The sequence below is a fragment of the Amycolatopsis sp. NPDC051061 genome, assembly GCF_040682935.1.
GTDB lineage: Bacteria > Actinomycetota > Actinomycetes > Mycobacteriales > Pseudonocardiaceae > Amycolatopsis.
In genome coordinates this window covers 40,094-65,697 of sequence record NZ_JBFBBZ010000006.1, presented here as the reverse complement: position 1 = coordinate 65,697, position 25,604 = coordinate 40,094, and the positions used below count along the sequence as shown (strand labels likewise).

Here is a 25,604-nt window from a genome sequence, read left to right as displayed (position 1 = left end):
TTTCCGGCAGGGCCCCGCGCCGACGTGCGCGGGGCCCTGCCGCGTTTCCGGGCCCGGTGGGGAAAGCGATCGTTTCGGGCCAGGTGGGGAGAAGCGACCCGGCTCGGAGGGTGCGAGACCGCGATGCGCGAGGAGTCGGCTCACGTCCCCAAGAAGTCGACCCGCGTGCCCAGAGGGTCGGCTCACGTACCGGGGGAGTCGGCTCGCGTACCTGGAGAGTCGGCTCGCGTACCTGGGAAGTCGGTAAGTGTGCCCGGACGGTCGGCTTTTAAACCGACCCTGCGGGTACGTGATCCGACTCTCCAGGCTCGTGAACCGACCCACTGGGTACGTGATCCGACGGTCTGGGTACGCGAGCCGACCCTTCCGGTGCGGGGACCGGCGGTGCGGGACCGGTGGAGGTACTCCCGCGTTACCCACTGCCAAGATCGGCCGTCCGAACGGGACCCGTGCACCACCCGCTCGGACCACCGATCGCCCCGGGACCGGTTCCGCCCAATTTCGCAAAGTTGCTTGAGCGCCCGGCCGAGTGATGCCACGCTGCCTTCCTCGGGGTCCGCGTCCGGCGGGTGCCCGGCGGCGTGCGAACCTGGGGGCGACCACCATCGAGATCCGGCTGCTCGGCCCGTTCCAGGTGCTCGTCGGCGGTTCGCCGGTCGTGCTGACCAGTTCCCGGCAGCGCGCGCTGCTCGCGACACTGGCCTTGTCCGCGGGCCGCCTGGTGTCGATCGACGCTCTCGCTCGCGGTGTCTGGGGCGAAGAGCCGCCCGCGCACATCCGCGGCAGCCTCCAGACCTACGTCATGCGCCTGCGCCGGCTGTGCGGCGAAGACACCGTCGTCACCGAACCGGACGGGTACCGGCTGGTCGTCGACCCGTCCCGGGTGGACGCGCTGCGCTTCCTCCGCACCCTCGACCAGGCCGCCGCCGCGACAGAACCCGCCCGTCGCCGGAGACTGCTCACCGCCGGGCTCGCCGCCTGGGGCGGCACGCCCCTCGAAGGCGTCGGTTCCCCCGCGCTCGCCGCGGAATGGGGCCCGCTGCTGACCGAGCGGTACCTCTTCGCCGTGGAGCAGCGCATCGACCTCGACGCCGGGCTCGTCCCCGATGCCCGGCTCATCGCCGAGCTCACCGACCTCGTCGCCCAGCACCCGCTGCGGGAATCGTTGTGGGAACGGCTGGTGCGCGTCCTGGCCCGGTCCGGCCGCCGCGCCGAAGCGCTGGCCCGCTACGCCGGGCTTCGCTCGCTGCTGGCCGACGAGCTGGGCGTCGAGCCGGGGGAGGACCTGCGCAGCCTGCACGCCGAACTGCTCGCCGCCGACACCGAACCCGCCGGCCACACCGTGCCGCGGCAGCTGCCCTTCGACGTCGCGGGGTTCACCGGCCGCGGCCCCGAACTCGCCGAGCTCGACCGCCTCCCGCCCGGCGGCGCGTCCGGCATCGTCGTCATCGAAGGCACCGCCGGCGTCGGGAAGACGTCGCTGGCCGTGCACTGGTCGCACCGCGTCCGCGACCGCTTCCCCGGCGGCCAGCTGTTCCTCGACCTGCGCGGGCACTCCGCGGACACGCCGGTCACCCCGGACGCCGCCCTGGCCGGCTTCCTGCGCGCCCTCGGCGAGCCTGCCGAGACGCTGCCTTCCACAGTGGAGGAACGCTCGGCGCTCCTGCGCAGCCGGCTGGCCGGCAGCCGGACGCTGATGCTGCTCGACAACGCGCGCGACGCCGACCAGGTCCGTCCGCTCCTGCCCGGCCCCGGCAACCTCGTCGTCGTGACCAGCCGCAACCAGCTGCGGGGCGTCGTCGCGCGCGACGGCGCCCGCCGGATCGCCTTGCGCTCCTTCGACGACCAGGACGCCACCGCGCTGCTCGCCGGCAGCGTCGGGCCGCAGCGCCTCGCCGCCGAACCCGCCGCCGTCGCCGAGCTCGTCCAGCTCTGCGGCCGTCTCCCGCTGGCACTGGCGCTGGCCGGGGAACGCGCGTCGCGGTTTTCCGGCGTCTCGCTCGCGGGGATCGTCGAAGAGCTGCGCGACCAGCGGCTGCGGCTCGACACGCTGCGCGACCCGCAGGACGCCGGCACCGACCTGCGGGCCGCGTTCTCGTGGTCGTACAAGGCGTTGCGCCCGGCCGCCGCGCGCTTCTTCCGGCTGCTGGGCCTGCACCCCGGCCACGGCTTCAGCCTGTCCTCGGCCGCCGCGCTGGCCGGGGCGGACCTGCGGGAGGCCCGCGAGCTCGCCGACCAGCTCGCCGCCGCGCACCTGCTCAACCAGCCCGGCACCGACCGCTACCAGTTCCACGACCTCCTGCGCGTCTACGCCGCCGAACTCGTCGAAACCGAGACGACGGCGGCCGAACGCGCGCAGGCGCGGCGCCGGCTCCTCGACTGGTACCTCGCGAGCGTCGCCGAAGCGACCAAGCTCGTCCGCCCCGACCTGCTCACCGACGACATCACCCTCGGCCCCGCCCCGGTGCCCGCCATCCGGTTCGCCCAGCACGAACAGACGATCGCCTGGTACACGACCGAACGCACGGCCCTCACCGCGCTCGTCGGCGTCGCCGCCGGGAACGGCTTCACCGCCCACGCCTGGAAGCTCGCGTGGCTGCTGCGCGGGTTCTTCGCCGAACGCCACGACCGCGACGACTGGATCACGACCGCCAGCACGGCCGTCACCGCCACGCGCGACGCGGGCGACAACACCGGCCTGCAGTACAGCGCCAACAACCTCGGCTCGGCCTACCTGCGCACCCTCCAGCCCGACAAGGCGCTCGAAGCCCTCGAGGAAGCGCGTGCGGCGTCCGAGGCCGGCGACGGCACGGCGCTGGCCGTGGCGATCCTCTCCAACCTCGCCGGGGCGTACTACGTCCGGGCCGAGTACGCCGAAGCCGAGCGCTACGCCCTTCAAGCGGTTCGTCTCGCGCGCGACCACGGCCAGCGGACGTTCGTGCCGCACGCCCTCCTCAACGTCAGCGCCAGCCGCATCGGCCTGCGCAACTACGACAACGCCGCCGAAGCCGCGCAGGCCGCGCACCAGGCGTTCGCCGACCTGGGCGACCGCTACCACGCGGCGCTGGCGCTGGGAAACGTCGCCGAAGCGCTGGAAGGGGCCGGGCGACAGGCCGAAGCGGAGAAGGCGGGTCTGGAAGCGCTCGCCGAGCTGAAGGAGCTGAACGCCGACTACGGCACCATCGACGTCCGGATCACGCTCGGCCGCCTCAAGCTCCGCACCGGCCGGAGCGAGGAGGCGCGGGAGCATTGGGCCGAGGCGCTGACCGTCTGCCAGCGCCTCGGCGATCCCCGCATCCCGGAGATCCGAGCCCTGCTGGCGACGGTGCCGACAGACGGGCCCCCGTCCCGGGATGCGCCGTACCCCTAGCCCGGCGCAGCCCAGCGGGACCCGTACCCAGTACACCAAGATCTACTGTCACCGCACTGTCGCGGCCCGCCGCGGGCGCTCAGCGGTGGCTGGGGGAAGGGGTCGGCAGGGCGCTGGGGTGGTAGTCGGCCGCGAGCAGCACCGGGCCGTCTTCGGCCGTCGGCGCGCGGAACGACAGCACCCAGAACGAGCCTTTCTTGCTCGGCACCACGCCGCCGCGCGCCGCCGGGAGCTCCACGCCGTCGCGGTCGGCCAGCGCGCTGACCAGGTCCGGGATCACGCCGCCCTGGCTGCACACCACCGGTGTCCCGCCGTCGCCCGCGATCGCCAGCAGCCGCGCGACGCCCAGCACCGGGTCAGGCCAGTACCCCTCTTCCGACAGCAGCGGCTCGTGCCGGACCTCGATGCCGGTGTCGTCGGCGACGCCGTGCACCGTCTGCACGCACCGCAGCCGCGGCGCCGACAGCACCCGGTCCGGCGCGTAAAGCGCCAGCACCCGCCGCAACGCCGACGCCTGCCGCAGCCCCGCCTCCGACAACGGCCGGAGGTCGTCGTCGCCGTTCCACTCGTCGCGCTTGCCCGCCTTCGCGTGCCGCACCAGCACCAGCGTCGTCAGGGCCGCCGGCACCGCGCAGAACGCGCGCAGCACCCGCACGTCTTCCGGCCGCGTCAGCAGCTTCTCCGCCGCTGTCGGGTCGAGCCAGCACAGCTCGTCGACCTCGTCGTTCGCGGCGAACGCACCGGACACGGCTTCGGCGCTGAAGTAGTCGACCGTCTTCGGGACCATCCCGGAGCCGTGGCGCGCGGGCACCGGGTACGCCGTCCGGGCCAGGTACCGGCCCAGGACGGCGTCGAACCCGGTCTCTTCCTTCACTTCCCGTACGGCGGCCTCGGCGGTCGTCTCGCCCGGGTCGAGCTTCCCCTTCGGCAACGACCAGTCGTCGTACCGCGGGCGGTGCACCAAGGCGACTTCGGCCGCCTTTCCGGCGCCGCGCCACAGCACCGCGCCGGCCGCCCGGACCTCCTGGGTCATCCGGCGGCCCCGTGCAGCTTCGCCAGCTCCAGCTGGTGATCGCGCACCCGCGAGCCGTCGGCCGGGAACGGCGACCACTCGCCGCTCGCGGTCAGCACCCAGCACCGCGTCGCCGGGTCGAGCGCCGAGTCGAAGATGTTGTCGAGCTGCCCGGTCAGCTTCGGATCCTTGACGCGCACCAGCGCTTCGATCCGGCGGTCCAGGTTCCGGTGCATCATGTCCGCGCTGCCGATCCAGTGCGTGCCGCCGGCGCGGAAGTGGAACACCCGCGAGTGCTCCAGGAACCGGCCGAGGATCGACCGGACGTGGATGTTCTCGGAAAGCCCCTCGACGCCGGGCTTCAGCGTGCAGATCCCGCGCACCACGATCTCGACCGGCACGCCGGCCTGCGAGGCGTGGTAGAGCGCGTCGATGATCTGCTCGTCGACCAGCGAGTTGCACTTGATCCGGATACCGGCGTTCTGCCCGGCCCGCGCCAGCTCGATCTCCTCGCCGATCGCGCGGACGATGCCCCGGCGGATGCCGTGCGGCGACGTGAGGATCGTCCGGTAGGTGTCCTGGCGGGAGTAGCCGGTCAGCACGTTGAAGAGGTCGGTGACGTCCGCGCCGATGCTCGGGTCGGCGGTGAACAGGCCGATGTCCTCGTAGAGCCGCGCGGTCTTCGGGTTGTAGTTGCCGGTGCCGATGTGGCAGTAGCGGCGGATGGTCGAGCCCTCCTGGCGCACGATCATCGACACCTTGCAGTGCGTCTTCAGCCCGACCAGGCCGTACACGACGTGCACGCCCGCGCGCTCCAGCGTCCGCGCCCAGGTGATGTTCGCCTGCTCGTCGAACCGCGCCTTGATCTCGACCAGCGCGACGACCTGCTTGCCCGCCTCCGCGGCGTCGATCAGCGCGTCGACGATCGGCGAGTCGCCCGACGTCCGATACAGCGTCTGCTTGATCGCGAGGACCTTCGAGTCGGCCGCCGCCTGCTCGATGAACCGCTGGACGCTCGTGGAAAACGAGTCGTACGGGTGGTGCACCAGCACGTCACCCTCACGCAGCGTCGCGAAGACGCTCTTCGGCGTCTCGCGCTCGCCGAACGCCGGGTGCGTCGCCGGCACGAACGGCCGGTCCTTCAGCTCCTTGCGGTCCACTCCGGACAGCTGGTGCAGGCAGGTCAGGTCGAGCAGGCCGGGCACCTCGACGACGTCGGCCGGGTCGACGTCCAGCTCGCGCAGCAGCAGCTCGAGCATGTGCTCGCTCATGTCCTGCGCGACCTCGAGGCGCACCGGCGGGCCGAACCGGCGCTGCGCCAGCTCGCGCTCGAGGGCCTGCAGGAGGTCTTCGTCGCGGTCTTCGTCGACCTCGAAGTCGGCGTTGCGGGTGACGCGGAAGACGTGGTGCTCGGTGACGTCCATCCCGGTGAACAGCTCGCCGAGGTGCGCGGCGATGAGCTCTTCGAGGGGCAGGAACGTCGCCGTCCGGCTGGTCCGCTCGGTCTCGACGCGCATCAGGCGCGCGACGTTGCTCGGCACCTTCACCCGGGCGAAGCGCTCGGTGCCGCCCTCCGGGTCGCGGACCGTGACCGCGAGGTTCAGCGAAAGACCCGAAATGTACGGGAAGGGGTGCGCCGGGTCGACGGCCAGCGGCGTCAGCACCGGGAAGATCTGCTCGGAGAAGTAGCTGGACAGCCGGAGCTGGTCGGCGCCGGAGAGGTCGGCCCAGCCGACGATCAGGATGTCGTGCTCGGCGAGCAGCGGGCGCAGGCTCTTCTCGAACGCGCCGGTCTGCTGCTCGACCAGGTCCTGGTTGCGCTTGGCGATGTAGTCGAGCTGCTCGCGGGGGGTGAGCCCGTCCGCGCTGCGCACCAGCAGGCCGGTCTCGTCGCGGCGCTTCAGGCCGGCGACGCGGACCATGTAGAACTCGTCCAGATTGGACGCGAAGATCGCGAGGAACTTCGTGCGTTCGAGCAGCGGCTGCGACTCGTCCTCGGCCAGCGCAAGCACACGGGCGTTGAAGTCCTGCCACGAGAGCTCGCGGTTGAAGTACCGGTCGTCCGGCAGCGTCTCGGTGGCCGTCGGGGCGGTCGCGGTGACGGCGGGCGGCGCCGAGGGGACGGCGCGGAACTCCTCGGCGCCGCGCGGGTTGCCCTGCGCGGAGCTGCGGCGCCGGTTCGACGCCGGGGTGACGGCCGCGGAAGTGGTCTTGCGGGTTCTCGCCTTGCCGGCGGTGGCACGGGCGGCGGTGTCGCGCGCGGTGGATTTCGACGGGACCTTCTTGGCCGTGGTGTTCGCCCGGGGAGTGGACTTCTTCGCCGTCTCCGAAGATCCGTTCGCCGGGTTCCGTCGCCTCCGCGGTGCGGGCGTGCCGCCGTCTTCTGTGCTCACGGCCTCCATTCTTCACTAAGCCACGCCGAATTGCGCAGGCCGCGGTGAAGGTCAGGTGAACAGCTCCGCGCGGGGTTTGCCGAGGCGGGCCGCGGTGTGTTTCCCGACACCCAGGCCGCGGACGTGGGCGAGGTCTTCCGGGGTGTCGACGTCGCTGCGCAGGCTCGCGAACTCACCCCGGAGCGGGACGGCCCCGGAGGCGGCGTGTTTCCGCGCCGAGCCCGGGCCGAAGTGCGGCTCGAGGACGGCGCCGGGGGCGGACAGCAGGAGGGTGGTGCCGGTGCCTTGGCGGTCGGCGACGAAGGCTCGTTTCCCGGCGGCTTCGGCTATCGCGTCGGCCAGGTCGCCGGCGCGCAGGGCGGGAAGGTCGGCCTGGAGGGCGCCGACGACGGAGTGCGGATCGTCGGCGCGGAGGAGCTCCGCGCCGTGGCGGAAGGCGGCGTTGAGGGTTTTTTCCTCGGGTTCCGCGACGATCTCGACCCCGAGCCGCGCGAGTTCGGCGACGGCGGCCGGATCGGCGGCGACGAGCAGGACGCGCCGGACGTGGGCGCTCGAGGCCACGGCGGCGAGGGTGTCGGCGGCGAGGGCGAGGACGAGACCGGGGTGGTGTTCGGCCTCGACGGCGCCACGCAGCCGCGACTTGCCGTCGCGAGGGTGTTTCATCGGCACGACCAGGTCCACGTCCACGTGTCCATCTTTACCCGAAACGGCGGGTGGGTGTCGGCGGGAGGCGCGAGTTGTCCACAGGCGACGGGGGTTGTGGACAAGTCTCGGTTGGGTGGCCTTCGGGGCGGGTTGTCGTCGGTGGGGGGCGGTACCGTCGAGACGGGGTGGCCCCCAGGGAGGGTGGGCCTGCGTTGTGGGGGTTCGGGGCTGCTTTCGCAGCTGGCCGGCGCGGCTGGGCTGCGGGCAGTCGGCGGCCGGGCGGGCGTGGTGGGGGGCTGCGTGGTGGGGAGGCTGCGTGGTGGGGAGGCTGCACACGGCTTCGGCCGGCTCGGTTGCCGGGGCGGTCCGGCAAAGGTCTTGAATGAGTCATTGAGGACCTCCCAAGACCTGAATGACTCATTCAGGACGCCACCAGACCCGCCACCGTACCCGGCGCGACACCCGCCGATCACCGCCTCGACCTCGTCGAAGGCACCCTCCCTGGACCGCCTTCACCTCGGCGCGGCAGGATCTGGGACGGACTTGACGTGTGGAGGAGGAGATCGTGGCCCGGCGTGAGAAGGGCGGCTTCTGGGTGGGTTTGGCCGCCGCCGTGTTCTACCCGCTCACCGCGATCGCGCGGCGGGTCTACGTCGGGGACGAAAAGGTTCCGCGGGAAGGGCCGGCTTTGCTCGTCCTGAACCACGTCTCGCACCTCGATCCCGTCGTCGACGCCGTGTTCGTGCACCGCGCGAAGCGCGTGCCCCGCTTCCTCGGCAAAGAGAGCCTCACCCGGACCCCGGTCTTCGGGAAGGTCTTCGTCGGTTCGGGGCAGATCCCGGTTTCGCGGGGCTCGGCCGCCGCCGGGGACAGCCTCAAGGCCGCGCACCAGGCCCTGCAGGACGGCAAGATCGTCGTCATCTACCCCGAGGGCACCATCACCAAGGACCCCGCCGGCTGGCCGAAGGAGTCCTTCACCGGCGCCGCGCGGCTCGCGCTGCAGAACGACGTCCCCGTGATCCCCATCGCGCGCTGGGGCACCGGCCAGCTCTTCAACGGCTACACCAAGAAGTTCACCCCCTTCCCGCGCAAGACCATCACCCACCAGGTCGGCGACCCGATCGACCTCTCGGCCTACCGCGAAGGCAATGCGCGCAGCGCGTCGAAGCTGCGGGAGGTCACCAAGGTCATGATGGACGACGTCACCCGCCTGCTCGGCGAGATCCGCCACGAGGAACCGCCGTCGGCGAAGCCGGAGGACCCCGCCTGATGCGCGCCGACGTCCAGCGGGTCACCGTGCTCGGGGCCGGCTCGTGGGGTACCGCCTTCGCGAAGGTGCTCGGCGACGCCGGCCGCGACGTCACCCTGTGGGCGCGCCGCGAGCAGGTCGCCGACGACATCCGCGAGCGGCACGTCAACAGCGCCTACCTGCCCGGCGTCGGCCTGCCGCAGAACATCACCGCCACCAGCGACCCGGCGAAGGCCCTCGAAGGAGCCCAGGCCGTCGTGCTCGCGGTGCCCAGCCAGAGCCTGCGCGCGAACCTGACGTCGTGGCGCGGCCTGCTGCCGCCCGACGCGATCCTCGTCAGCCTCGCCAAGGGCGTCGAGCTCGGCACGCTCAAGCGGATGAGCGAGGTGATCGGCGAGATCGTCGGGATCGACTCCGGCGAGGTCGTGGTCGTCACCGGGCCGAACCTGGCCAAGGAGATCGCCGCCGGGCAGCCGTCCGCGTCGGTGCTGGCCTGCGCCGACCACGAGCGCGCCGTCGCGATCCAGCGTGCCTGCGCCAACTCCTACTTCCGCCCGTACACGAACACCGACGTCGTCGGCTGCGAGCTCGGCGGCGCGTGCAAGAACGTCATCGCGCTCAGCACCGGGATGGCCGCGGGCCTCGGCCTCGGCACCAACACGATGGCGACGCTCATCACCCGCGGCCTCGCCGAGATGGCCCGCCTCGGCGCGAAGCTGGGCGCCGACCCGCTGACGTTCGCCGGGCTCGCCGGCGTCGGCGACCTGGTCGCGACGTGCTCGTCGCCGCTTTCGCGCAACCGGACGTTCGGCGAGCGCCTCGGCCGCGGCGAGACCCTCGAACAGGCGCAGGCGGCGGGCGGGGGACAGGTCGCCGAGGGCGTCATGTCGTGCTCGTCGATCCGGGCGCTGGCCACGAGCGTCGGTGTCGACATGCCGATCACCGACGCGATGCACCGCGTGTGCCACGAGGGTGTCGACCCGCGTCAGGCGGGCGCGGAGCTGCTGGGCCGCTCGCAGAAGCACGAGTGGTCCTGACGCGAAAGCCGTGAAGGCCTCCTTACCGGCCCAAGATGCCGTGAAGGGGGCCTTCACGGCCTTTCGCCCGGCGGTGTGACCTACCGCCCGGATGCTGGGAGCGGCTTGACCGGGCCGCGGTGGTGCGGAACTCTGGTCGCCATGTTCGCGCACGAGATGACTGAGCTGCGGGGCCGCCACGGCCTCGGCGCCGTCATGTGCGCGTGTCGCTGTTGTCGGTGAACCCCGCCCCGGCCCAGTTCGACACTCCCCTTTCTCTGCCGTGAGGACCCTCATGTTCGCCGTTCCGGACAACACCCTGCTGCGTCCCGAGAACCCCGCGTTGCGCCACCCGGTGCGCGTCGCGCTGGAGGTCGCCGCCGATCGCGACCGCTGGAAGCACCTGCTGCGCTACGACCCCGACCAGCGCTTCGCGACGCTCGTCGAGAAGGACGAGCAGCAGGAGGTCTGGCTGATGAGCTGGCTGCCCGGCCAGCGCACCGACCTGCACGACCACGCGTTCGCCAGTGGCGCGTTCACGCTGGTCAGCGGCCACCTGACGGAGGCGGTGGCCCGCCGCGCGCCGGGCGGCCGCGCGGTCACCGAGCTGCACGCGCTCTCGGCGGGGCAGTCGCGGGTGTTCGGTCCGGGGTACGTGCACGAGGTGCGCAACGACGGCCCGGACCCGGCGATCTCGATCCACGTCTACCGCGACGCGGAGCGCGCGATGCGCTCGTACCACCTCGACGCACTGGGCGGCCCGGTCCTGGACTGACGACCGGCTCGCGCTGTTGGCGGCCCGCCAGCGCCCCAAGGCGGCCTTCGGTGCGTTCAACGCACCCAAGGCGGCCTTCGGTGCGTTCAACGCAACCAAGGCCACATTGGGGCGCTCGGGGCCTGCCTAGTCCAGGTCGCCGCGAGCGCGGAACTCGCGCTCGATCGCCTCCCGGTCCGCGCCGCCCGCGAGCAGCGTGTGCAGCAGGATCCGCGACTTGCGCGCGTCCAGCCAGCCGGCCATCGTCGCGCCCATCGCGATCAGGCTCGACTCGGAACCGTGGAAGCCGTACGTCGACCGCAGCGTCGGCCCCGCGCCCGTCCGGGACGCGACGACCACCGGCACCGACGCCACCAGTCGCGAAATCACATCCGCCGTCGCGGAAGACACGTGGCCCGCGCCCGTCGCCGCCACCACGACTCCGCGCACGCCCGGCTGCGAAGCCACGTGCGAGAGCACCGCGCCCGAGTCGTCCAATCCCGCTTCCACCACCGGGACCAGCCCCGAAAAGTCCGTCCCGGACAAGGCGGGCGGCCGCGGCGGCGACGGGTGGAACCAGTGCACCGCCCGCTCGACGAGCATGCCGAGCGGACCCGCCGGCGCCGACGAAAACGCCTCCAGGTGGCTCGAATGCGCCTTCCGCACCCAGCGCGCCGCGTGGACGTCGTCGTTCAGCGTCACCAGCACGCCGCGGCCGCGGCTGCGCGGATCGGCCGCCACTGTCAGGGCGCCCCGCAGGTTCGCCGGGCCGTCCGGGCTGAGCAGGCCCGCGTTGCGCATCGCCCCGGTGATCACCACCGGGACCTCCGACGGCCAGCACAGCTCCAGGAAGTACGCCGTCTCCTCCAGGGTGTCCGTCCCCTGCACGACGACGAACCCGTCGGCGTCCTGCCGCAGCCCCCACTCGCGGCACCGCAGCAGCGTCGCGAAGTCCAGTGACGCGCTGCCGATCCCGGCGAGGGTCTCGGCCAGCACGTCCATCGGGAGCTCGCCGAGGCCACCGAGCAGTTCCGAAGCGCCGAGGCGGGGGACGGCGCCGCCCTCACCGGAGACGGGGGCCATCGAGATGGTGCCGCCCAGCGTGGCGACGGCGATCAAGGGACGTGCCATGCCGTCACCCTATTCAGCCGCCCTTGACCGCCTGGAGCGTGTAGCTCGCGGCCACCCGCGACGGCGTGTCCGTCATCCGCCACTCGTCCGCGGCCTCGTCGCGCGTCATCTGCCCGGGGATCGCGTTCCACGGGACGCTGTCGTGCTCGGTGAACCCGGTCAGCGCCAGGCCGTTCTCCAGCAGCGCCGTGATGATCTCGCCGAGGGAGTGGTTCCACGAGTGGCTGATGCTGTTCTCCAGCTTCCGGTCGACCGCGACGTACGTCTCGGGCTCGTCGAAGACCAGCGGTTCGGCGTGCTCGAAGTACGGGTACCGCGGCCACGCCGGGTCCGCGGTCTCGTCGAGCGCCCACAGCATCGGGTGGCCTTCGCGGATGAAGAGCCGGCCACCGGGCCGCAGCAGACCGGCGACGACCGACGCCCAGCGTGCGATCGAAGGCAGCCAGCACAACGCGCCGATCCCGGTGTAGACCAGGTCGAACCGCCCGGCACCGAGCACTTCGACGGCGTCGTAGACGTTGGCTTCGTGGAAGTCGACCGAAGCGCCCGTGGTGGACGCGAGCCGCCGCGCCGCCGTCAGCGCCGCGCCCGAGAAGTCCAGTCCGGTCATCGAAGCGCCCAGCCGCGACAGCGAAACGGTGTCCGTCCCGAGGTGGCACTGCAGGTGGACCGCCCGCAGCCCGGTGATGTCGCCCAGGCGCGGCCGGTCGAACCGGACGACGCCGCTCAGGTACGCGGGGTCCGCCGCGAGGGCCGCGTAGCTGTAGTCCGGCGATGCCGCGTGCAGCACCGCGCGTTCGTCCCAATTGGCCTTGTTGACGGCGAACGAGTCCGTCACGGCGTCGCCGCTCGCTCGGCCGCGCTGCGCAGCACGCAGAACTCGTTGCCCTCGGGGTCGGCGAGCACGGCCCAGCCCTTGCCGTCCGGCTTGCGGAGGTCGTTCACCAGCGTGGCGCCCAGGCCGAGGATGCGCTCGACCTCGTCGTCGCGCGGGTCGTCCGGCTGCAGGCAGACGTGCAGGCGGTTCTTGACCGTCTTCGGCTCCGGGACGCGCAGGAACAGCATGTCGATCCCGCCTTCGAGCTCGATGCCGCACTCGTCGTCCCCGGGCTGGTCCTCGTCGGGGACCGGTTTTCCGGTGACCTGGCTCCAGAACTGGCAGAGCGTGTAAGGGTCGGCGCAGTCGACGGACACGTGCAGGACGGACGACGGCATGGCACTCCTCGAGGTCGGGTGGTCCCGAGTCTGGCCGAGCGTCCGCGCGAGGTCGAACCGATTCAGGACGCCAGGGCGAGCCCGGCCGTCCGGTGCACGCGGCGGCTGTCGTCGACGATCAGGATCTCGCAGTCCGGCCGGTCGGCCGCCCAGGTGATGCCCTCGGCACCCATCGCGAAGGCCGCGGTGGCCAGCGCGTCGGCGGTGACCAGGTCGCCGGCCACGACGGTGACGCTCAGCAGCCCGGTCGCCGGCGTCCCCGACCGGCCGTCGAGGATGTGCGAGCCGCGCTCGTAGGCCGCCGACGTCGCGATGGCGCCGTTGCGCGACTCCAATACTGCGCACACGGCGAGGGGCTGCTCGGGGTGGCGCACGCCGACCCGCCACGGACGTCCCGGCTCCGGCTCGCCCGCCGTGACGACGTCGCCGCCGGCGTTAAGGCAGAACGTCCTCGCGCCGTCGGCCTTGAGCAGCTCGGCGGCGCGCTGCACCGCCCAGCCCTTCACGACCGCGCACGGGTCGAGCCCCCGGCCGGGCAGCCGCGCGCGGAACGCGCCGCCCGAGAGCTGCTCGTAGTACGCGCAGAGCTCCAGGACCTCCAGGAGATCGTCGGTCAGCTCGTCGGCCGCGAGCTCGCCGCGGTCGTACCGGCTGACCTCGCTGTCCTCCTTGAACGGGCTGAACCGGGCGTCGACGTCGCGGAACCAGGCGAAGACGTCGTCGACGATCTCGGCGAAGTCACCTTCGTCGCGCAGGTCCAGGGAGATCGGCAGGCCCATCACCTGCTCGACGCGGGTGGTCATCTGTTGCCCCGGGCGTCGATGGCGGCCTGCAGCGACGTCTTGTACGACTCGCTCGTCTCGGTCGCGCCGGTGATCGTGTCGATGTCGGCGCTCTGCGCTTTCATGGCTTCTTCCTGCAGACGCGGCAACGCGGTGAGCGCGCGGCCGTCGTCCGGGGCCTGCAGGAGCGTGACCGCGACCATCCGGGTGCCGGTGAACGTCACCGAGACCTGGACCGTCCCGTAGTTGCTCGACTGGGGCGTGCCCTGCGTGGTCACCGTCGCGTTTGCACTGTCCGGAGTGGACGGAACGGCGCCCGTCGAAGCCGGCGGGGCGGGCGCTGTCGACGGTGCGGCGACGCTCGGCGGCGGTGCGGCGACGGCGGTGTTGTGCACCGGCCCCGGTTCGAACCGCCAGACCGCGATGAACCCCGCGACCGACAGCGCGACGACGAAGATGGTCCGTTTCACGACAAGTCCCCTCTAGGCCGCGAGGCTGAAGCGTTCGGCGTGGACCTGGGCCTTGGGCACCCGCAGCTCGCGCAGGCTGCGCAGCACGGCCGACGTCATCCCCGGCGGGCCGCAGACGAACACGTCCCGCTCGTGCACATCCGGCACCATCATGTGCAGGTTCGCCGGGCCGAGCATCACCCCGCGCGGGCCGACCGCCTGGTCCGATCCGGTCAGGACGCTCACCACCGCGCCGCGGGCCTTGGCGAGCCCGTTGAGCTCGGGCAGCAGCACCGCGTCGGCCTGGGTGCGCACCCGGTACAGCACGACGACGTGGCCGTCGATGTCCTCCAGCAGCGCGCGGATCGGCGTGATGCCGACCCCGCCCGCCACGAGCAGCGCGTTGGGCCGCTGCTGGTGGATCGTCGTGAACGCGCCGTACGGGCCTTCGGCGAACACCCGCGTCCCGATCCGCAGGCTGCGCAGCGACGCGCTGGAGTCGCCGAGCGCCTTCGCGGTCAGGCGCAGGGTGCGGCCGTCGGGCGCGGCGGACAGCGAGAACGGGTTGGCCTGGTACCAGCGGTCCTTCGTGAGGAACCGCCACAGGAAGAACTGGCCCGCGCGCGCCGGCATCTTGTCGAGGTGCTTGCCGGTCATGTACACCGAAACGACGTCCGGGGCCTCGGAAACGACCGCGGTGACGCGCAGCTGGTGGCGCAGGTTCCGCCACAGCGGGAGCACGACGCGCCCGGCGAGCACGGCGGCGCCGGCACCCAGCCAGAGCGTCCACCAGTAGGCCTTGGCCGTCGGGGCACTGGCGAACGACGTGCCGAGCGCGATCTGGTGCGTGAACGCCAGCACGATCGCGGCGTAGGTGTAGAGGTGGATGAAGTGCCACGTCTCGTAGGCGAGGCGCTTGCGCGCGAACTTCGCCGAAGCCGCGCCCACGATGAGGATGACGGCGAACGCGACCAGCGCCCGCAGGATCCCTTCGAGCGTGTCGGCCATCTCGACCAGTTCGTCGACGACGCCCTTGCTGGAGACCTCCGCGTACCCGAACGCGATGAACACCAAGTGCGCCAGCAGGGTCCAGAGGATCGTGAAGCCGGTCCACCGGTGCCACGTCGTGAGCCGGTCCATCCCGATCCGCCGGTCCAGCCAGGGCAGCCGGGCGATGAGCAGGAGCTGGAAGGCCATCGCCAGCGCGCCGTACATCCCGGCGAGCCTGCCGATGCTGATCAGCACGTTCTGCGACAGCCCGGCTTCGGCGAAGAGCAGCGTGACGGCGGCCACGTTGGCGCCCAGGAAGGTGAAGAGGCCGGATTTCGCGGCGATCCGGGGGCGGATCGCCGGGCGCGTGGCCTCGGCGGTCTGCGTCATGCTGGTCACACGGATCCCCTTCGGTTTCGGTTCACGAAGGCCAGCTTCGCCACGGAGCCTATGGCGAGTCTGGGTAACGGCTGTCGGATTCCTGTCGGCCCGCGCCACCGCCTCGCCCCTCGCCCGCGCGCCGGGAGAAGATGGGGTGGTGCAGCCCTCCGAGCCCGTGCGCCTGCTCGTCGTCGACGACGAGCCGCACATCGCCGACCTCGTCGCCACCGTCGCCCGGTACGAGGGCTGGCACGCGGTCACGGCCGGGTCCGGCCGGGCCGCGCTGGCCCAGGCCGCGGAGTTCGGGCCGGACATCGTCGTGCTCGACCTGATGCTGCCCGACCTGGACGGCTTCACCGTGCTCGACCGCCTCCGGGAGAACGGCAGCACGGTGCCCGTGGTGTTCCTCACGGCCAAGGACGCGACGGCCGACCGGATCGCCGGGCTCACCCGTGGGGGTGACGACTACCTCGTGAAACCGTTTTCCGTCGAGGAGCTGATGGCGCGGCTGCGGGCGGTGCTGCGGCGCAGCACCGGTGTCGCGCACCAGGCGGCGGCGCGCGGTGCCGTGCTGCGCGTCGGCGACCTGACGCTGGACGAGGACACCCGCGAGGTCCGCCGCGGCGAGCAGCCGCCCGCCGAGCTGACCCCGACCGAGTACGAGCTGCTGCGCTACCTCATGCGCCGCTCGCCCGCGGTGCTGACGAAGGCGCAGATCCTCGACCACGTCTGGGAGTACGACTTCGGCGGAAGGTCCAATGTGGTCGAACTCGTCGTCTCGCACCTGCGGCGCAAGGTCGACGCGGGCGACGGCGAACCGCTGATCCACACCGTGCGCGGCGTCGGGTACGTCGTGCGCCAGGTCAACCGGTGAAGCGCTTCTTCCGGAAGTGGTACGGGGCCTGGCAGCGCACGCGGCTGGGCACCCGGATCACCCTCGGCCTCGGCGCGCTCGCGCTGGTCGTGTTCGCGGCCGTCGGCGTCACGATGGTCGGGATCATGCACGGCTACCTCGACCGGCGGCTCGACGAGCAGCTGTCCAAGAGCCAGAACACCCAGCTGCCGCAGCTGCGGGAAACGCACGGCTCGCCGCAGTCGATCTACTCGTGGTACTCGGCGCTGTACAAGGTGCGCGACGGCGTCGCGTCGCCCGAGCCGGGCGGCCGGCTGCCCGGCGACGCCAAGCAGCTGGCGGAGATCGCCGCCGACGCGGCCGGCGGCGACGTCACGCGCAACATCTACCTGCACGACGACGGCCCGTACCGCGTGCGCGCGTGCCCGGTCGACAACGGTTCGGTGCTGCTGTCGGCCGCGCCGCAGAAGGACCTCGACGGCACGGTCCGGCAGTTGATCTGGGTCGAGGTCGGCGCGTTCGCGTTCGCGCTGGCCGTGCTGGTGGTCGTCGGGCGGCTGGTGCTGAGCCGCGGCCTGCGTCCGCTGGCCGACATGGCAGGCACCGCACACGACATCGCGTCCCACGACCTCGCCGCGAACCCCGCCCTGCCGGTCCGCGCGGCGGGCACCGGCGGCGGCGCCGAAGTCGAGGAGCTGCGGACGGCGTTCAACGTGATGCTCGCGCACATCGACACGTCCCTGGCGGCGAAGACCGAGGCGAACGAGCGGCTGCGCCGGTTCGTCGCGGACGCGTCCCACGAGCTGCGGACGCCGCTGACGTCGATCCGGGGCTACGCCGACCTTTTCCGCTACGCGGCGGCGAACGAGCCGGCGGAGCGGGAAGCGCACCTGGCGAAGATCCGTTCCGAGACGGCGCGGATGAGCGTCCTCGTCGACGATCTTCTGCTGCTGGCCCGGCTCGACGCGCGCGCGGCCGAGACGCCGTTGCGGCCGGAGCGCGTCGACCTGGCCGAGCTGGCCGGCGACGCGGCGGACGCCTTCACCGCCGGGCGGCCCGATCACCCGCTGACGACTTCCCTGGACGCGGCGCTGGTGGACGCCGACCCGGTGCGGCTGCGGCAGGTGTTCGACAACTTGCTGACCAACGCCGCCGTGCACACCCCGCCCGGGACCGCGGTGCACGTCTCGGTGGCCGCTTCGGACTCCGAAGCGGTCGTGCGGGTGACCGACGCGGGGCCGGGGATCGCGGTGGCCGATCAGGAGCGGATCTTCGACCGGTTCTTCCGCGTCGACGACTCGCGCACCCGCGGCAACGGCGGCACCGGGCTGGGGTTGTCGGTGGTCCGGTCCCTGGTGACGGCGCACAGTGGCACGGTCGCGGTGTCCTCGGAGCCGGGCCGCACGACGTTCACGGTCAGGCTCCCGCTCGCCCGCTGACGTGGTCCGGCGTCGACCAGCCGGGGGAGAGGTCGGCCGACGGCTCGGGTGCGCCGAAGACCGTCCGCACCGGGAGAACGCCGGCCCAGGCGGCGTCCGCGTCGAGGTCCTCCGGCTCGTCGTCCGGGCCCTCGGCGCGCATCTTCACCGACGCCTCGGCGAGGTCGAGGGAGAGGAGGCTCACCGCCGCGAACTCCTTGGCGTTGACCTCGCGCGCGTGCTCCCACGAGCCCGGCGCGAGGTGGTCGGTCAGCACCTTCAGACCGTGCATCTTCGCCTCGGGATCGGTGACCGGCGTCGCCTTCCCGAAGACGACCGCGCTGCGGTAGTTCATCGAGTGGTTGTTCACCGACCGCGAGTAGACGACGCCGTCGAGGAGCGTCACCGTGACGCAGACGTCGAAGTCCCGCGTCGCCGCGCGCAGGCTCGACGCGCCGGTCGACCCGTGCAGGTAGAGCGTGTCGCCGTCGCGGCCGTAGCCGGTCGGGAGGACCACGGGCGCGCCGTCGCGGACGATGCCGAGGTGGCAGATCAGGCCCTCGTCCAGGACGGCGTACAGCATCGAGCGGTCGGTCACGGCCCGGTGCTTCTTGCGGCCGAGCGTGGTGCGGGGCGTGGTGGACAGCATGCGACCAGCGTCTCCCAGCACAGTGGCATCGGGAAACGTCCACTTCTCGTACACTTGGGAAGTCCACTCGAGGAGGTCCCGTGACCCACGCCGACACCGCGCTCCCGGTCAGCCTCGACCGTGCGGCCGTGACGCCGCTGGCCGTCCAGCTCGCGGACGCGCTGCGTGAAGCGGCCGCTTCAGGCCACCTCCGGGGCGGCGACCGGCTGCCGTCGACGCGGGCCCTGGCCGGGCGCCTCGGCGTCAGCCGCACGGTGACGTCGGCGGCGTACGAGCAACTGCACGCCGAAGGGTGGATCGCCGGGCGCCACGGCTCCGGCACGTACGTGACGACGCCGCCTTCGTCGTCGGCTTCGGAGGTCCCGGCGCCTCCCGTTCCGGCGCCCGAGACCGAAGCGCCGTCGCTGCTCGACCTCGGCCCCGGCACGCCGTGGGCGGACGGGCTGGACCGCGCGGCCTGGCGCCGCGCCTGGCGTGCGGCGGCCGACCCCGACCCGCTGGTCCGCGCGCACCGCGCCGGGCTGCCGGAGTACCGCGCGGCCGTGTCGGAGCACCTGCTGCGCCACCGCGGCCTGGCCGCCGGTTCGGTGCTGGCCACCGGCGGGACGACGGCGGCGGTCGTCGAGCTGGCGGCGGCGGTGCTCGAACGCGGGGACGTCGTCGCCGTCGAGGAGCCCGGGTACCAGCGCGCGGTGCAGGCGTTCCGCCGGGCGGGCATGCGGGTGGTGGGCGTGCCGGTGGACGACGAGGGCCTGCGGCCGGACGCGATCCCGGCGGGTGCCCGGGCGGTGTACTGCTCGCCGGCGCACCAGTACCCGATGGGCAGCCGGCTGAGCGCGGCGCGGCGGGTCGCGCTGGTGGAGCGGGCGCGTGCTTCGGCCATGTTGGTGATCGAGGACGACTACGACGGCGAACTGCGCTTCGACGTCGCCCCGCTGCCGATGCTGGCTTCGCTGGCACCGGACGTCGTTGCGCATTTGGGGACGACTTCGAAGATCCTCACGCCGACTTTGGGGGCGGGGTGGATGGTGGCGCCGGAGGCGATCACGTCGGCGGTGCTGGCGTACCGGGATTCGACCGGGACGCGGCCGTCGCCGGCCGGGCAGCGGGTGTTGTACGAGTTCGCGCGGAACGGGGACTTGGGGCGTCACCTGCGGAAACTGCGCCGGGAGATGGCCGAGCGGCGGACGTTGCTCGCGGGGGCGTTGGCCGCGGCCGGGGTTCCGGTGCGCGGCGACGACGCGGGGGCACACCTGGTAGTGCCGTTTTCGTCGGCTTCGGTGGAGGTTTCGGTGATCGCTTCGGCCGAGCGGCGCGGGATCCGGCTGGACGGGCTGGCGCGGCACTTCGCGGGGGAGCCGTCGGCGCACGGGGTGGCGATCGGGTACGCGGGTTGTGCGCGGGAGGCTTTGGTGGCGGCGCTGCCGACGCTGGTCTCGTTGCTGCGCTGAGGCGTTGTCCACAGCCCGGTCGTGATGTGGACAACCGTGCCCTGGCGAGGGCTTTTCCCGATTTTCGTCGGTCGGTCTCGGTACGCTGGAGCGGGGATGGTCCCCCTGGGGAGGGCGGGCTCCGGCGAGGGTGGGCTCCGGCAAAGTCGGCGCGGCCCGAGTGCCGGCCGCTCGGCAAAAGTCTTGAATGAGTCATTCAAGACCTCCCAAGACCTGGGCTCCGGCAAAGTCACGGCCGCGCGCGGAGTCGGGTGTCGCGAATGAGTCATTGGGGGCGCCGGAGGTCGCGAATGAGTCATTCGCGACGTTGGCGGGGGGTTGGCGACGTCATGAACGACTCTTTCCTGTCGTCCAGCGTCATGAACGACCCTTTCATGACGTCCCGCCCGGCAAACGCGACTTGGCCGGAGCCCCTGGGGAGGGCGGGCTCCGCCCGGGCCCACCGGTGCCTCGATGTACCAGACGCGACAACGCCCGCGCAGGTTGCGCCGGCCGCCCGCGACGGTCCGCCCGGCGCACGGGGCTCGGCTGTTCGCCGAGGTCACCGGGTACGGTGGCTCACCATGAGCGAGAAGATCCGGGTGGCGGTCGTGTTCGGCGGGCGCAGCAGCGAGCACACCATCTCCTGCCTGTCCGCCGGCAGCGTCCTGGGGAACCTCGACCCGGAGCGGTTCGAAGCCGTCCCGGTCGGCATCACCCGCGCGGGCCGGTGGGTGCTCGGCAGCGGGGACTCCGCTCAGCTCGCCATCCGCGGCCGCGAACTGCCGTCCGTCGACGACGGCAAGGGCCTCGTCCTCGCCGGTGATCCCTCCAGCCAGGGTCTCGTGGCCGTCGAAGCGGGCCGCGAGAGCGAACTCCTGTCCCAGGTGGACGTCGTCTTCCCGGTGCTGCACGGCGCCTTCGGCGAGGACGGCACCATCCAGGGCCTCCTCGAGCTCGCCGGCATCCCGTACGTCGGCCCCGGCGTCCTCGCCAGTGCCGCCGCCATGGACAAGGAAACCGCGAAGAAACTCCTGGCCGCCGAAGGACTTCCGGTCGGCACCTTCGCCGCACTGAAGCGCAGCGAGTCCACTTTGGACGAACAAGACAAGACCAAGCTCGGCCTGCCCGTCTTCGTCAAGCCGTCGCGCGCCGGGTCGTCCGTCGGTATCAGCCGCGTCACCGACTGGGACGACCTCGACGCCGCCATCGAGCTCGCCCGCGCCACCGACCCCAAGGTCCTCGTGGAGGCCGCGGTCGTCGGCCGCGAGGTCGAGTGCGGGGTCCTCGAGTTCCCGGACGGCCGCGTCGAAGCCTCGCTGCCCGCCGAGATCCGCGTCCTGTCCGAGGACGAAAACGCTTGGTACGACTTCGAAACCAAGTACCTCGGCGACGACGCGGAGCTGGACATCCCGGCCAAGCTCGACGACGCGCTCACCGAGAAGCTCCGCGCGATGGCGGTGAAGGCCTTCCGGGCGCTCGACTGCCAGGGTCTCGCCCGCGTCGACTTCTTCGTCGGCGCCGACGGCGAGCTGACCATCAACGAGGTCAACACCATGCCCGGCTTCACGACGAAGTCCGCCTACCCGAAGATGTGGGAGGTCACGGGCGTGGACTACGCGACGTTGCTGACCACGCTCATCGAGACGGCCATCACCCGCGGCACCGGCCTGCGTTAAGAGAACCGCAGCGGCCGCGGCGGCAGCTTCGCCGCGACCGTGTCCGAGATCTGCTGCAGCGGTCCCGTCCCGGCGCTGTCCGGCACCGTCAAAGCGGCGTAGACCTCGCGGTCCACCACGTACCACGTCGAGGCGCCGTCGCCCGGCACCTGCAGCCACTGCACCTTGTTCACCAGCCGCAGCGCCGCGGTGGGCGTCAGCTCCGGGGGCCGGTCCAAGCCGCACCGCAACACCAGCGGGTCGGCCGAACCCCAGGCCACCGTGGCCGGCGGGGCCGGGTCCGCCAGGGTGCGCACCTTCAGAGAAGTCCCGTTCGACGTCAGCTCGGTCGGCACCGCGCCCAGCAGCGTCGTGCAGCCCGGGGCCGTGGCGAAGGGCGCCGGCACGGGGACGAGCGGCAACGGGCCGTCCGAAGAGTCCGAGGAATCCGAGGAGCGCTGGGTCAGCGCGAAGACGGCGACGGCGACCGTCAGGGCCACGGCGAGCGCGGCCGCGGTGACGAGCACCACCCTGGGCGGGGCACCGGTCTCGGAGTCAGGCACCCGCCCACTACACCACAGTGACATTGCACGGGGGTCGACCCCCGGACCCCCGGAACCCCGAAGTCAGAGATGTACGACCGGGCAGGTCAGCGTCCGCGTGATGCCTTCCACGTTCTGCACCTTCGCGACCACGAGCTGGCCCAGCTGGTCGACGCTGTCGGCGGCCGCGCGGACGATCACGTCGTACGGTCCGGTGACATCCTCCGAACTGGTGACGCCCGCGATGCTGGAGATCTCGGCAGCCACCGCGGCCGCCTTGCCGACCTCGGTCTGGATGAGGATGTATGCGTGGACCACGGCGCGCCCTTTCGTCGAGATCGGTCAGCTCAGGTAGGAACGTATAGCCAGCTCACCGAAAAACATAGGGCATCCGACTATCGGTGATCGATCTTTGTCCCGGTAGAGAAAGCAGAGGTGACCGGTGTCACCGAACGACGCGACGGTCGCCGAGACCGGGGAGTTCGCGCTCATCCGCGCCGTCACCGAAGGACGGCGCCAGCCGCCGGGCACGCTGCTCGGCCCGGGCGACGACGCCGCCGTCGTCGCCGCCCCCGACGGCCGCGTGGTCGCCAGCACCGACGTGCTCGTCCAGGGCGTCCACTTCCGGCTCGACTGGTCGCCGCCCGAGTACGTCGGGCGGAAGGCCGTCGCGGTCAACCTGGCCGACATCGCCGCCATGGGCGCCACCCCGACCACCGTCCTGGTCGGCCTCGCCTGCCCGCCCGACACCCCGCGCGAGCTCGTCACGAGGCTCGCCGACGGCATGTGGGCCGAGGCCGAGCGCGCCGGCGTCGGCGTCTCCGGCGGCGACATGGTCCGCGCCGACCAGCTCGTGATCAGCGTCACCGCGCTCGGTGACCTGGGTGATCGCGAGCCGGTGACGCGCTCGGGCGCCCGCCCCGGCGACCTCCTCGCGGTGTGCGGGAAGCTCGGCTGGGCCGCCGCCGGCCTGGCCGTGCTCGGCCGCGGGTTCCGCTCCCCGGTCGGCGTCGTCAACGCGCAGCGCTGCCCGGAACCGCCCTACGACGCCGGTCCGCGCGCCGCCCTCGCGGGCGCCACGGCGATGATCGACGTCTCCGACGGGCTCCTGGCCGACCTCGCCCACATCGGCGCGGCCTCCGGCGTCGGCATCGACGTCCGGACCGCCGACCTCGACGTTCCCGCGCGGCTCACCGAAGTCGGCGCCGCGCTGGGCGCCGATCCCCTGGACTGGGTGCTCACCGGCGGCGAAGACCACGCCTTGGTCGCCACGTTCCCGCCCTTCGCCGAGCTGCCGGAAGGTTGGCGCACGATCGGCGTCGTCACGATGGCGGACTCCGGGATCACCGTGGACGGCAAGCCTTTCTCGCGAGAAGGCGGCTGGACCCACTGGCGCTGATCTAGAGTCGGTGGACGTGAGAATCGTTCCGGTCCCCTACGACCATCCCGACGCGGCCAAGCTCATGTCCGCGGTGCAGCAGGTGTACGTCGAGCGCTACGGCGACGAGGACATGACCCCGATGAGCCCGGCGGACTTCGATCCGCCGCAGGGTGTGTTCCTCGTCGGTTACCAGGGCGACGAAGCGGTCGCCTGCGGGGCGTGGCGCGCCCACGACGGCCCCGAGCCCGACTTCCAGGAGGGCGACGCCGAGTTCAAGCGGATGTACGTCGCCGATTCCGCGCGCGGCCGCGGCTTCGCGCGGATGATCCTGTCCGAGCTGGAGCGCACGGCGGCGCTGTGCGGCCGCAAGCGCGCGGTGCTGGAGACCGGCACCAAGCAGCCCGAGGCGATCGCGCTCTACACGTCTTCGGGGTATGCCGAGATCCCGAACTTCGGCGTCTACAAGGACGAGCCGGAAAGCCGCTGCTACGGCAAGGACCTCACCTCGGTGTGAGCTTCAGCAAGGCCGCGGCGTGCGGGCGCAGCGACGCCGAGACGTCGGTGCCGACGTCCTGGTGCGTCCACAGGTCCCGCACGCTCCAGGCGCCCGGGATCGCCGCGGACACGGTCGCGGTGGTGGTGCCGGTGTTGAGCAGCACCACCGCGAACCCGCCGTCGCTCAGCGGTTTCCCCCACACCTGGTAGCCGGGACCCGCGGCGAGCTGCCGGCCCTGGCCGCCCGCGAAGTCCTGGTCGACGGCGATCGCCTCGGCGTTGCCGAGCGTCGCGAGGTCGGTGTCGCTCAGCTTCGCCGGGTCGGTGCCGGCGAACAGGGGCGCGTTCAGCACGGCCCAGACGCTGAAGTGCGCGCGGGCCTCGTCCGCGGTGAGCGTGCCGTTGCCGACCTGCAGCATGTCCGGGTCGTTCCAGCCGCCCGGGGCGCCGCTGTGCGGGGCGACGGCGGCCTGCTGGTCGATCGTCGCGAGCACCGAGTCCCAGGTCGCGACGAGGTCGTTGGTCGTCCGCCAGAGGTTCGCCACCGGCCGCGCCCAGGTCCACGGGCTGGAGACGCCGTATTCGGAGATCGCGTAGACGATCGGGCGGGGCAGCGCGACGAGCTCGTCGCGCATCTTCTCGAAGGCCGCTTTCCGGTCGAGGCCGTCGACGGTGTCGGCGTTGCACCAGTCGTACTTGAGGTAGTCGACGCCCCAGCGGCCGAACGCCTCGGCGTCCTGGCGTTCGTGGCCGAGCGAGCCGATGCCGGACGCGGGGTAGGCGTCGTTCGCCATCGCGCAGGTCCGGCTGCCGGGCACGGCGTAGATGCCGAACAACAGGCCGCGGGAGTGCACGTAGTCGGCGAGGTCGGCGATGCCGTGCGGGAAGCGCGTCGGATCGGCCTGCAGCGAGCCGTCGGCGGCGCGCTGGGGTGCTTGCCAGCAGTCGTCGACCACGACGTAGCGATAGCCGGCATCACGCAGGCCCGTGTCGGCGAGCGCGTCGGCCGCCTTCTTCACGACGTCCTCGGTCAGGTCGTAGCAGCGGACCTGGTTCCAGCTGTTCCAGCCCATCGGCGGCGTCGTGGCCAGGCCGTTCGCCAGGGCCGGGGACGCGGTCGGCAGGCTGAGCACCCAGGTCAGCACGACGAGGAGGAGCACGAGGGCCGTGCTCCCGGTACTGGCTTTCCGGTCCGTGGTGATGCCGTGATCCAATCGCAGAACACGTGAAACCGCAGTTGTCAGGAGGTGGCATGCCGATCTACGCACTCGGTGATCTCGAGCCGACGATCCACCCCGACGCCTACGTCCACCCGGACGCGACGGTGATCGGCGACGTCCGGATCGGCGCGCACGCGTCGGTCTGGCCGCAGACGGTGCTGCGCGGCGACCACGGCTACATCGAGATCGGCGAGCGGTCCAACGTCCAGGACGGCTGCGTCCTGCACTGCACCGAGCGGCACCCGACGATCCTCGGGCCGTCGTCGGCGATCGGGCACGCGGTGCACGTCGAGGGCGCGACGATCGGCACCGGCTGCCTGATCGCGTCCGGCTCGGTGGTGCTGAACGGCTCGGTGATCGAGGACGGCGGCATGGTCGGCGCGGGTGCGGTGCTCTCGTACGGCTCGCACGTCAAGGCCGGGGAGATCGCGCTGGGCGTGCCGGCGAAGACGCGCGAGAACAAGTCGTTCAGCTCGGCGAACATCGCCATGGTGGTCGATTCGTACGTCGAGCGCGGCCGGCGGTTCCGGACCGAGCTGAGGCGGCTCGACCCGCTCGGGTGACGTCGGCC

The 25,604-nt window shown here is 72.2% G+C and carries 24 protein-coding genes; 11 read left to right on the top strand and 13 right to left on the bottom strand.

Annotation, left to right across the window (positions count from 1 at the left end; all coding sequences use genetic code 11):
* Window positions 1-532: 532 nt before the first annotated feature.
* A complete protein-coding gene (locus AB0N03_RS10095) occupies window positions 533-3,370 on the top strand; it encodes a BTAD domain-containing putative transcriptional regulator (RefSeq protein WP_364368278.1) in 2,838 nt (945 codons plus the stop codon).
* Window positions 3,371-3,449: 79 nt separating this feature from the next.
* On the opposite strand, the gene AB0N03_RS10090 is transcribed toward AB0N03_RS10095, so the two are convergent.
* Genes AB0N03_RS10090 through cofC form a run of 3 tightly spaced genes read right to left on the bottom strand, consistent with a single transcriptional unit; the run spans window position 3,450 to window position 7,462 of the window.
* Entirely contained in the window at window positions 3,450-4,403 is a 954-nt protein-coding gene (locus AB0N03_RS10090; RefSeq protein ID WP_364368275.1) for an NUDIX hydrolase, read from the bottom strand.
* Entirely contained in the window at window positions 4,400-6,784 is a 2,385-nt protein-coding gene (locus AB0N03_RS10085) for an RNA degradosome polyphosphate kinase (protein WP_364368272.1), read from the bottom strand. The genes AB0N03_RS10090 and AB0N03_RS10085 overlap by 4 nt, the downstream gene beginning before the upstream one ends.
* Before the next feature lie 42 nt (window positions 6,785-6,826).
* The gene (gene cofC / locus AB0N03_RS10080; RefSeq protein WP_364368269.1) at window positions 6,827-7,462 is read right to left on the bottom strand and encodes a 2-phospho-L-lactate guanylyltransferase; all 636 of its coding nucleotides are present in this window, start codon (window positions 7,460-7,462) and stop codon (window positions 6,827-6,829) included.
* Window positions 7,463-7,970: 508 nt separating this feature from the next.
* On the opposite strand from cofC, the gene AB0N03_RS10075 reads away from it, so the two are divergent.
* The 3 genes from AB0N03_RS10075 (at window position 7,971) to AB0N03_RS10065 (ending at window position 10,460) form a co-directional block, all read left to right on the top strand.
* Window positions 7,971-8,690, top strand: coding sequence for a lysophospholipid acyltransferase family protein (locus AB0N03_RS10075; RefSeq protein WP_364368266.1), 720 nt, complete (start codon window positions 7,971-7,973; stop codon window positions 8,688-8,690).
* Window positions 8,690-9,706 (top strand): NAD(P)H-dependent glycerol-3-phosphate dehydrogenase, encoded by a 1,017-nt coding sequence (locus tag AB0N03_RS10070; protein ID WP_364368264.1) that lies wholly within the window; start codon window positions 8,690-8,692, stop codon window positions 9,704-9,706. The genes AB0N03_RS10075 and AB0N03_RS10070 overlap by 1 nt, the downstream gene beginning before the upstream one ends.
* Before the next feature lie 274 nt (window positions 9,707-9,980).
* On the top strand, window positions 9,981-10,460 hold the full coding sequence (locus AB0N03_RS10065) for a cysteine dioxygenase family protein (RefSeq protein ID WP_364368261.1): 480 nt from the start codon (window positions 9,981-9,983) through the stop codon (window positions 10,458-10,460).
* A gap of 126 nt (window positions 10,461-10,586) precedes the next feature.
* Here the strand turns inward: AB0N03_RS10065 and AB0N03_RS10060 are convergent, their stop codons facing one another.
* The 6 genes from AB0N03_RS10060 to AB0N03_RS10035 all read right to left on the bottom strand — a co-directional run bounded on the left by AB0N03_RS10060 (window position 10,587) and on the right by AB0N03_RS10035 (window position 15,396).
* Entirely contained in the window at window positions 10,587-11,570 is a 984-nt protein-coding gene (locus AB0N03_RS10060) for an asparaginase (RefSeq protein WP_364368258.1), read from the bottom strand.
* A 13-nt stretch (window positions 11,571-11,583) separates the two neighbouring features.
* Window positions 11,584-12,408 carry a class I SAM-dependent methyltransferase gene (locus AB0N03_RS10055; RefSeq protein ID WP_364368255.1) on the bottom strand — a complete coding sequence of 275 codons (825 nt, stop codon included), beginning with the start codon at window positions 12,406-12,408 and terminating at the stop codon, window positions 11,584-11,586.
* Complete coding sequence (locus AB0N03_RS10050; protein WP_364368253.1) at window positions 12,405-12,785, bottom strand: VOC family protein; 381 nt, start codon at window positions 12,783-12,785, stop codon at window positions 12,405-12,407. Before AB0N03_RS10050 ends, AB0N03_RS10055 begins: the two co-directional genes overlap by 4 nt.
* 62 nt (window positions 12,786-12,847) lie before the next feature.
* Complete coding sequence (locus tag AB0N03_RS10045; protein WP_364368250.1) at window positions 12,848-13,588, bottom strand: FAD:protein FMN transferase; 741 nt, start codon at window positions 13,586-13,588, stop codon at window positions 12,848-12,850.
* On the bottom strand, window positions 13,585-14,037 hold the full coding sequence (locus AB0N03_RS10040) for an FMN-binding protein (protein ID WP_364368244.1): 453 nt from the start codon (window positions 14,035-14,037) through the stop codon (window positions 13,585-13,587). The genes AB0N03_RS10045 and AB0N03_RS10040 overlap by 4 nt, the downstream gene beginning before the upstream one ends.
* A gap of 12 nt (window positions 14,038-14,049) precedes the next feature.
* Window positions 14,050-15,396, bottom strand: a complete 1,347-nt coding sequence (locus AB0N03_RS10035) for a ferredoxin reductase family protein (protein WP_364368966.1) — start codon at window positions 15,394-15,396, stop codon at window positions 14,050-14,052.
* Between the two features lie 148 nt (window positions 15,397-15,544).
* Between AB0N03_RS10035 and AB0N03_RS10030 the strand changes: the two genes are divergently transcribed.
* Window positions 15,545-16,261, top strand: coding sequence for a response regulator transcription factor (locus AB0N03_RS10030; protein WP_364368963.1), 717 nt, complete (start codon window positions 15,545-15,547; stop codon window positions 16,259-16,261).
* On the top strand, window positions 16,258-17,679 hold the full coding sequence (locus tag AB0N03_RS10025) for a HAMP domain-containing sensor histidine kinase (protein ID WP_364368241.1): 1,422 nt from the start codon (window positions 16,258-16,260) through the stop codon (window positions 17,677-17,679). The genes AB0N03_RS10030 and AB0N03_RS10025 overlap by 4 nt, the downstream gene beginning before the upstream one ends.
* Here AB0N03_RS10025 and AB0N03_RS10020 read toward each other — a convergent pair.
* Complete coding sequence (locus tag AB0N03_RS10020; RefSeq protein WP_364368239.1) at window positions 17,657-18,307, bottom strand: pyridoxamine 5'-phosphate oxidase family protein; 651 nt, start codon at window positions 18,305-18,307, stop codon at window positions 17,657-17,659. The genes AB0N03_RS10025 and AB0N03_RS10020 overlap by 23 nt on opposite strands.
* Before the next feature lie 80 nt (window positions 18,308-18,387).
* Here AB0N03_RS10020 and AB0N03_RS10015 point away from each other — a divergent pair, with 80 nt between their 5' ends.
* A complete protein-coding gene (locus AB0N03_RS10015) occupies window positions 18,388-19,758 on the top strand; it encodes a PLP-dependent aminotransferase family protein (protein ID WP_364368236.1) in 1,371 nt (456 codons plus the stop codon).
* 563 nt (window positions 19,759-20,321) lie between these two features.
* Window positions 20,322-21,416 (top strand): D-alanine--D-alanine ligase family protein, encoded by a 1,095-nt coding sequence (locus AB0N03_RS10010; protein ID WP_364368233.1) that lies wholly within the window; start codon window positions 20,322-20,324, stop codon window positions 21,414-21,416.
* On the opposite strand, the gene AB0N03_RS10005 is transcribed toward AB0N03_RS10010, so the two are convergent.
* Entirely contained in the window at window positions 21,413-21,958 is a 546-nt protein-coding gene (locus AB0N03_RS10005; protein WP_364368230.1) for a DUF3515 domain-containing protein, read from the bottom strand. The genes AB0N03_RS10010 and AB0N03_RS10005 overlap by 4 nt on opposite strands.
* A 63-nt stretch (window positions 21,959-22,021) precedes the next feature.
* Window positions 22,022-22,255 carry an Lrp/AsnC ligand binding domain-containing protein gene (locus AB0N03_RS10000; RefSeq protein ID WP_155545137.1) on the bottom strand — a complete coding sequence of 78 codons (234 nt, stop codon included), beginning with the start codon at window positions 22,253-22,255 and terminating at the stop codon, window positions 22,022-22,024.
* Window positions 22,256-22,379: 124 nt separating this feature from the next.
* Here AB0N03_RS10000 and AB0N03_RS09995 point away from each other — a divergent pair, with 124 nt between their 5' ends.
* Both AB0N03_RS09995 and AB0N03_RS09990 read left to right on the top strand, forming a co-directional pair.
* On the top strand, window positions 22,380-23,336 hold the full coding sequence (locus AB0N03_RS09995; RefSeq protein WP_364368227.1) for a thiamine-phosphate kinase: 957 nt from the start codon (window positions 22,380-22,382) through the stop codon (window positions 23,334-23,336).
* Window positions 23,337-23,352: 16 nt separating this feature from the next.
* Window positions 23,353-23,832, top strand: a complete 480-nt coding sequence (locus AB0N03_RS09990; RefSeq protein ID WP_364368224.1) for a GNAT family N-acetyltransferase — start codon at window positions 23,353-23,355, stop codon at window positions 23,830-23,832.
* Here the strand turns inward: AB0N03_RS09990 and AB0N03_RS09985 are convergent.
* Complete coding sequence (locus AB0N03_RS09985; protein WP_364368221.1) at window positions 23,819-24,973, bottom strand: glycoside hydrolase family 27 protein; 1,155 nt, start codon at window positions 24,971-24,973, stop codon at window positions 23,819-23,821. The two genes, AB0N03_RS09990 and AB0N03_RS09985, sit on opposite strands and share 14 nt — an antisense overlap.
* Window positions 24,974-25,065: 92 nt before the next feature.
* Between AB0N03_RS09985 and AB0N03_RS09980 the strand changes: the two genes are divergently transcribed.
* On the top strand, window positions 25,066-25,596 hold the full coding sequence (locus AB0N03_RS09980) for a gamma carbonic anhydrase family protein (protein WP_364368218.1): 531 nt from the start codon (window positions 25,066-25,068) through the stop codon (window positions 25,594-25,596).
* Window positions 25,597-25,604: the final 8 nt, after the last annotated feature.

What these genes read in the sequence shown, in the direction of transcription:
- AB0N03_RS10090 (WP_364368275.1), bottom strand. Translation starts at nt 4,403, where the DNA reads ATGACCCAGGAGGTCCGGGCGGCCGGCGCGGTGCTGTGGCGCGGCGCC.
- AB0N03_RS09980 (WP_364368218.1), top strand. Translation starts at nt 25,066, where the DNA reads ATGCCGATCTACGCACTCGGTGATCTCGAGCCGACGATCCACCCCGAC.
- AB0N03_RS10020 (WP_364368239.1), bottom strand. Translation starts at nt 18,307, where the DNA reads ATGCTGTCCACCACGCCCCGCACCACGCTCGGCCGCAAGAAGCACCGG.
- AB0N03_RS10060 (WP_364368258.1), bottom strand. Translation starts at nt 11,570, where the DNA reads ATGGCACGTCCCTTGATCGCCGTCGCCACGCTGGGCGGCACCATCTCG.
- AB0N03_RS10070 (WP_364368264.1), top strand. Translation starts at nt 8,690, where the DNA reads ATGCGCGCCGACGTCCAGCGGGTCACCGTGCTCGGGGCCGGCTCGTGG.
- AB0N03_RS10095 (WP_364368278.1), top strand. Translation starts at nt 533, where the DNA reads ATGCCACGCTGCCTTCCTCGGGGTCCGCGTCCGGCGGGTGCCCGGCGG.
- AB0N03_RS10045 (WP_364368250.1), bottom strand. Translation starts at nt 13,588, where the DNA reads ATGACCACCCGCGTCGAGCAGGTGATGGGCCTGCCGATCTCCCTGGAC.
- AB0N03_RS10065 (WP_364368261.1), top strand. Translation starts at nt 9,981, where the DNA reads ATGTTCGCCGTTCCGGACAACACCCTGCTGCGTCCCGAGAACCCCGCG.
- AB0N03_RS10050 (WP_364368253.1), bottom strand. Translation starts at nt 12,785, where the DNA reads ATGCCGTCGTCCGTCCTGCACGTGTCCGTCGACTGCGCCGACCCTTAC.
- AB0N03_RS10085 (WP_364368272.1), bottom strand. Translation starts at nt 6,784, where the DNA reads ATGGAGGCCGTGAGCACAGAAGACGGCGGCACGCCCGCACCGCGGAGG.
- AB0N03_RS10010 (WP_364368233.1), top strand. Translation starts at nt 20,322, where the DNA reads ATGAGCGAGAAGATCCGGGTGGCGGTCGTGTTCGGCGGGCGCAGCAGC.
- AB0N03_RS10035 (WP_364368966.1), bottom strand. Translation starts at nt 15,396, where the DNA reads ATGACGCAGACCGCCGAGGCCACGCGCCCGGCGATCCGCCCCCGGATC.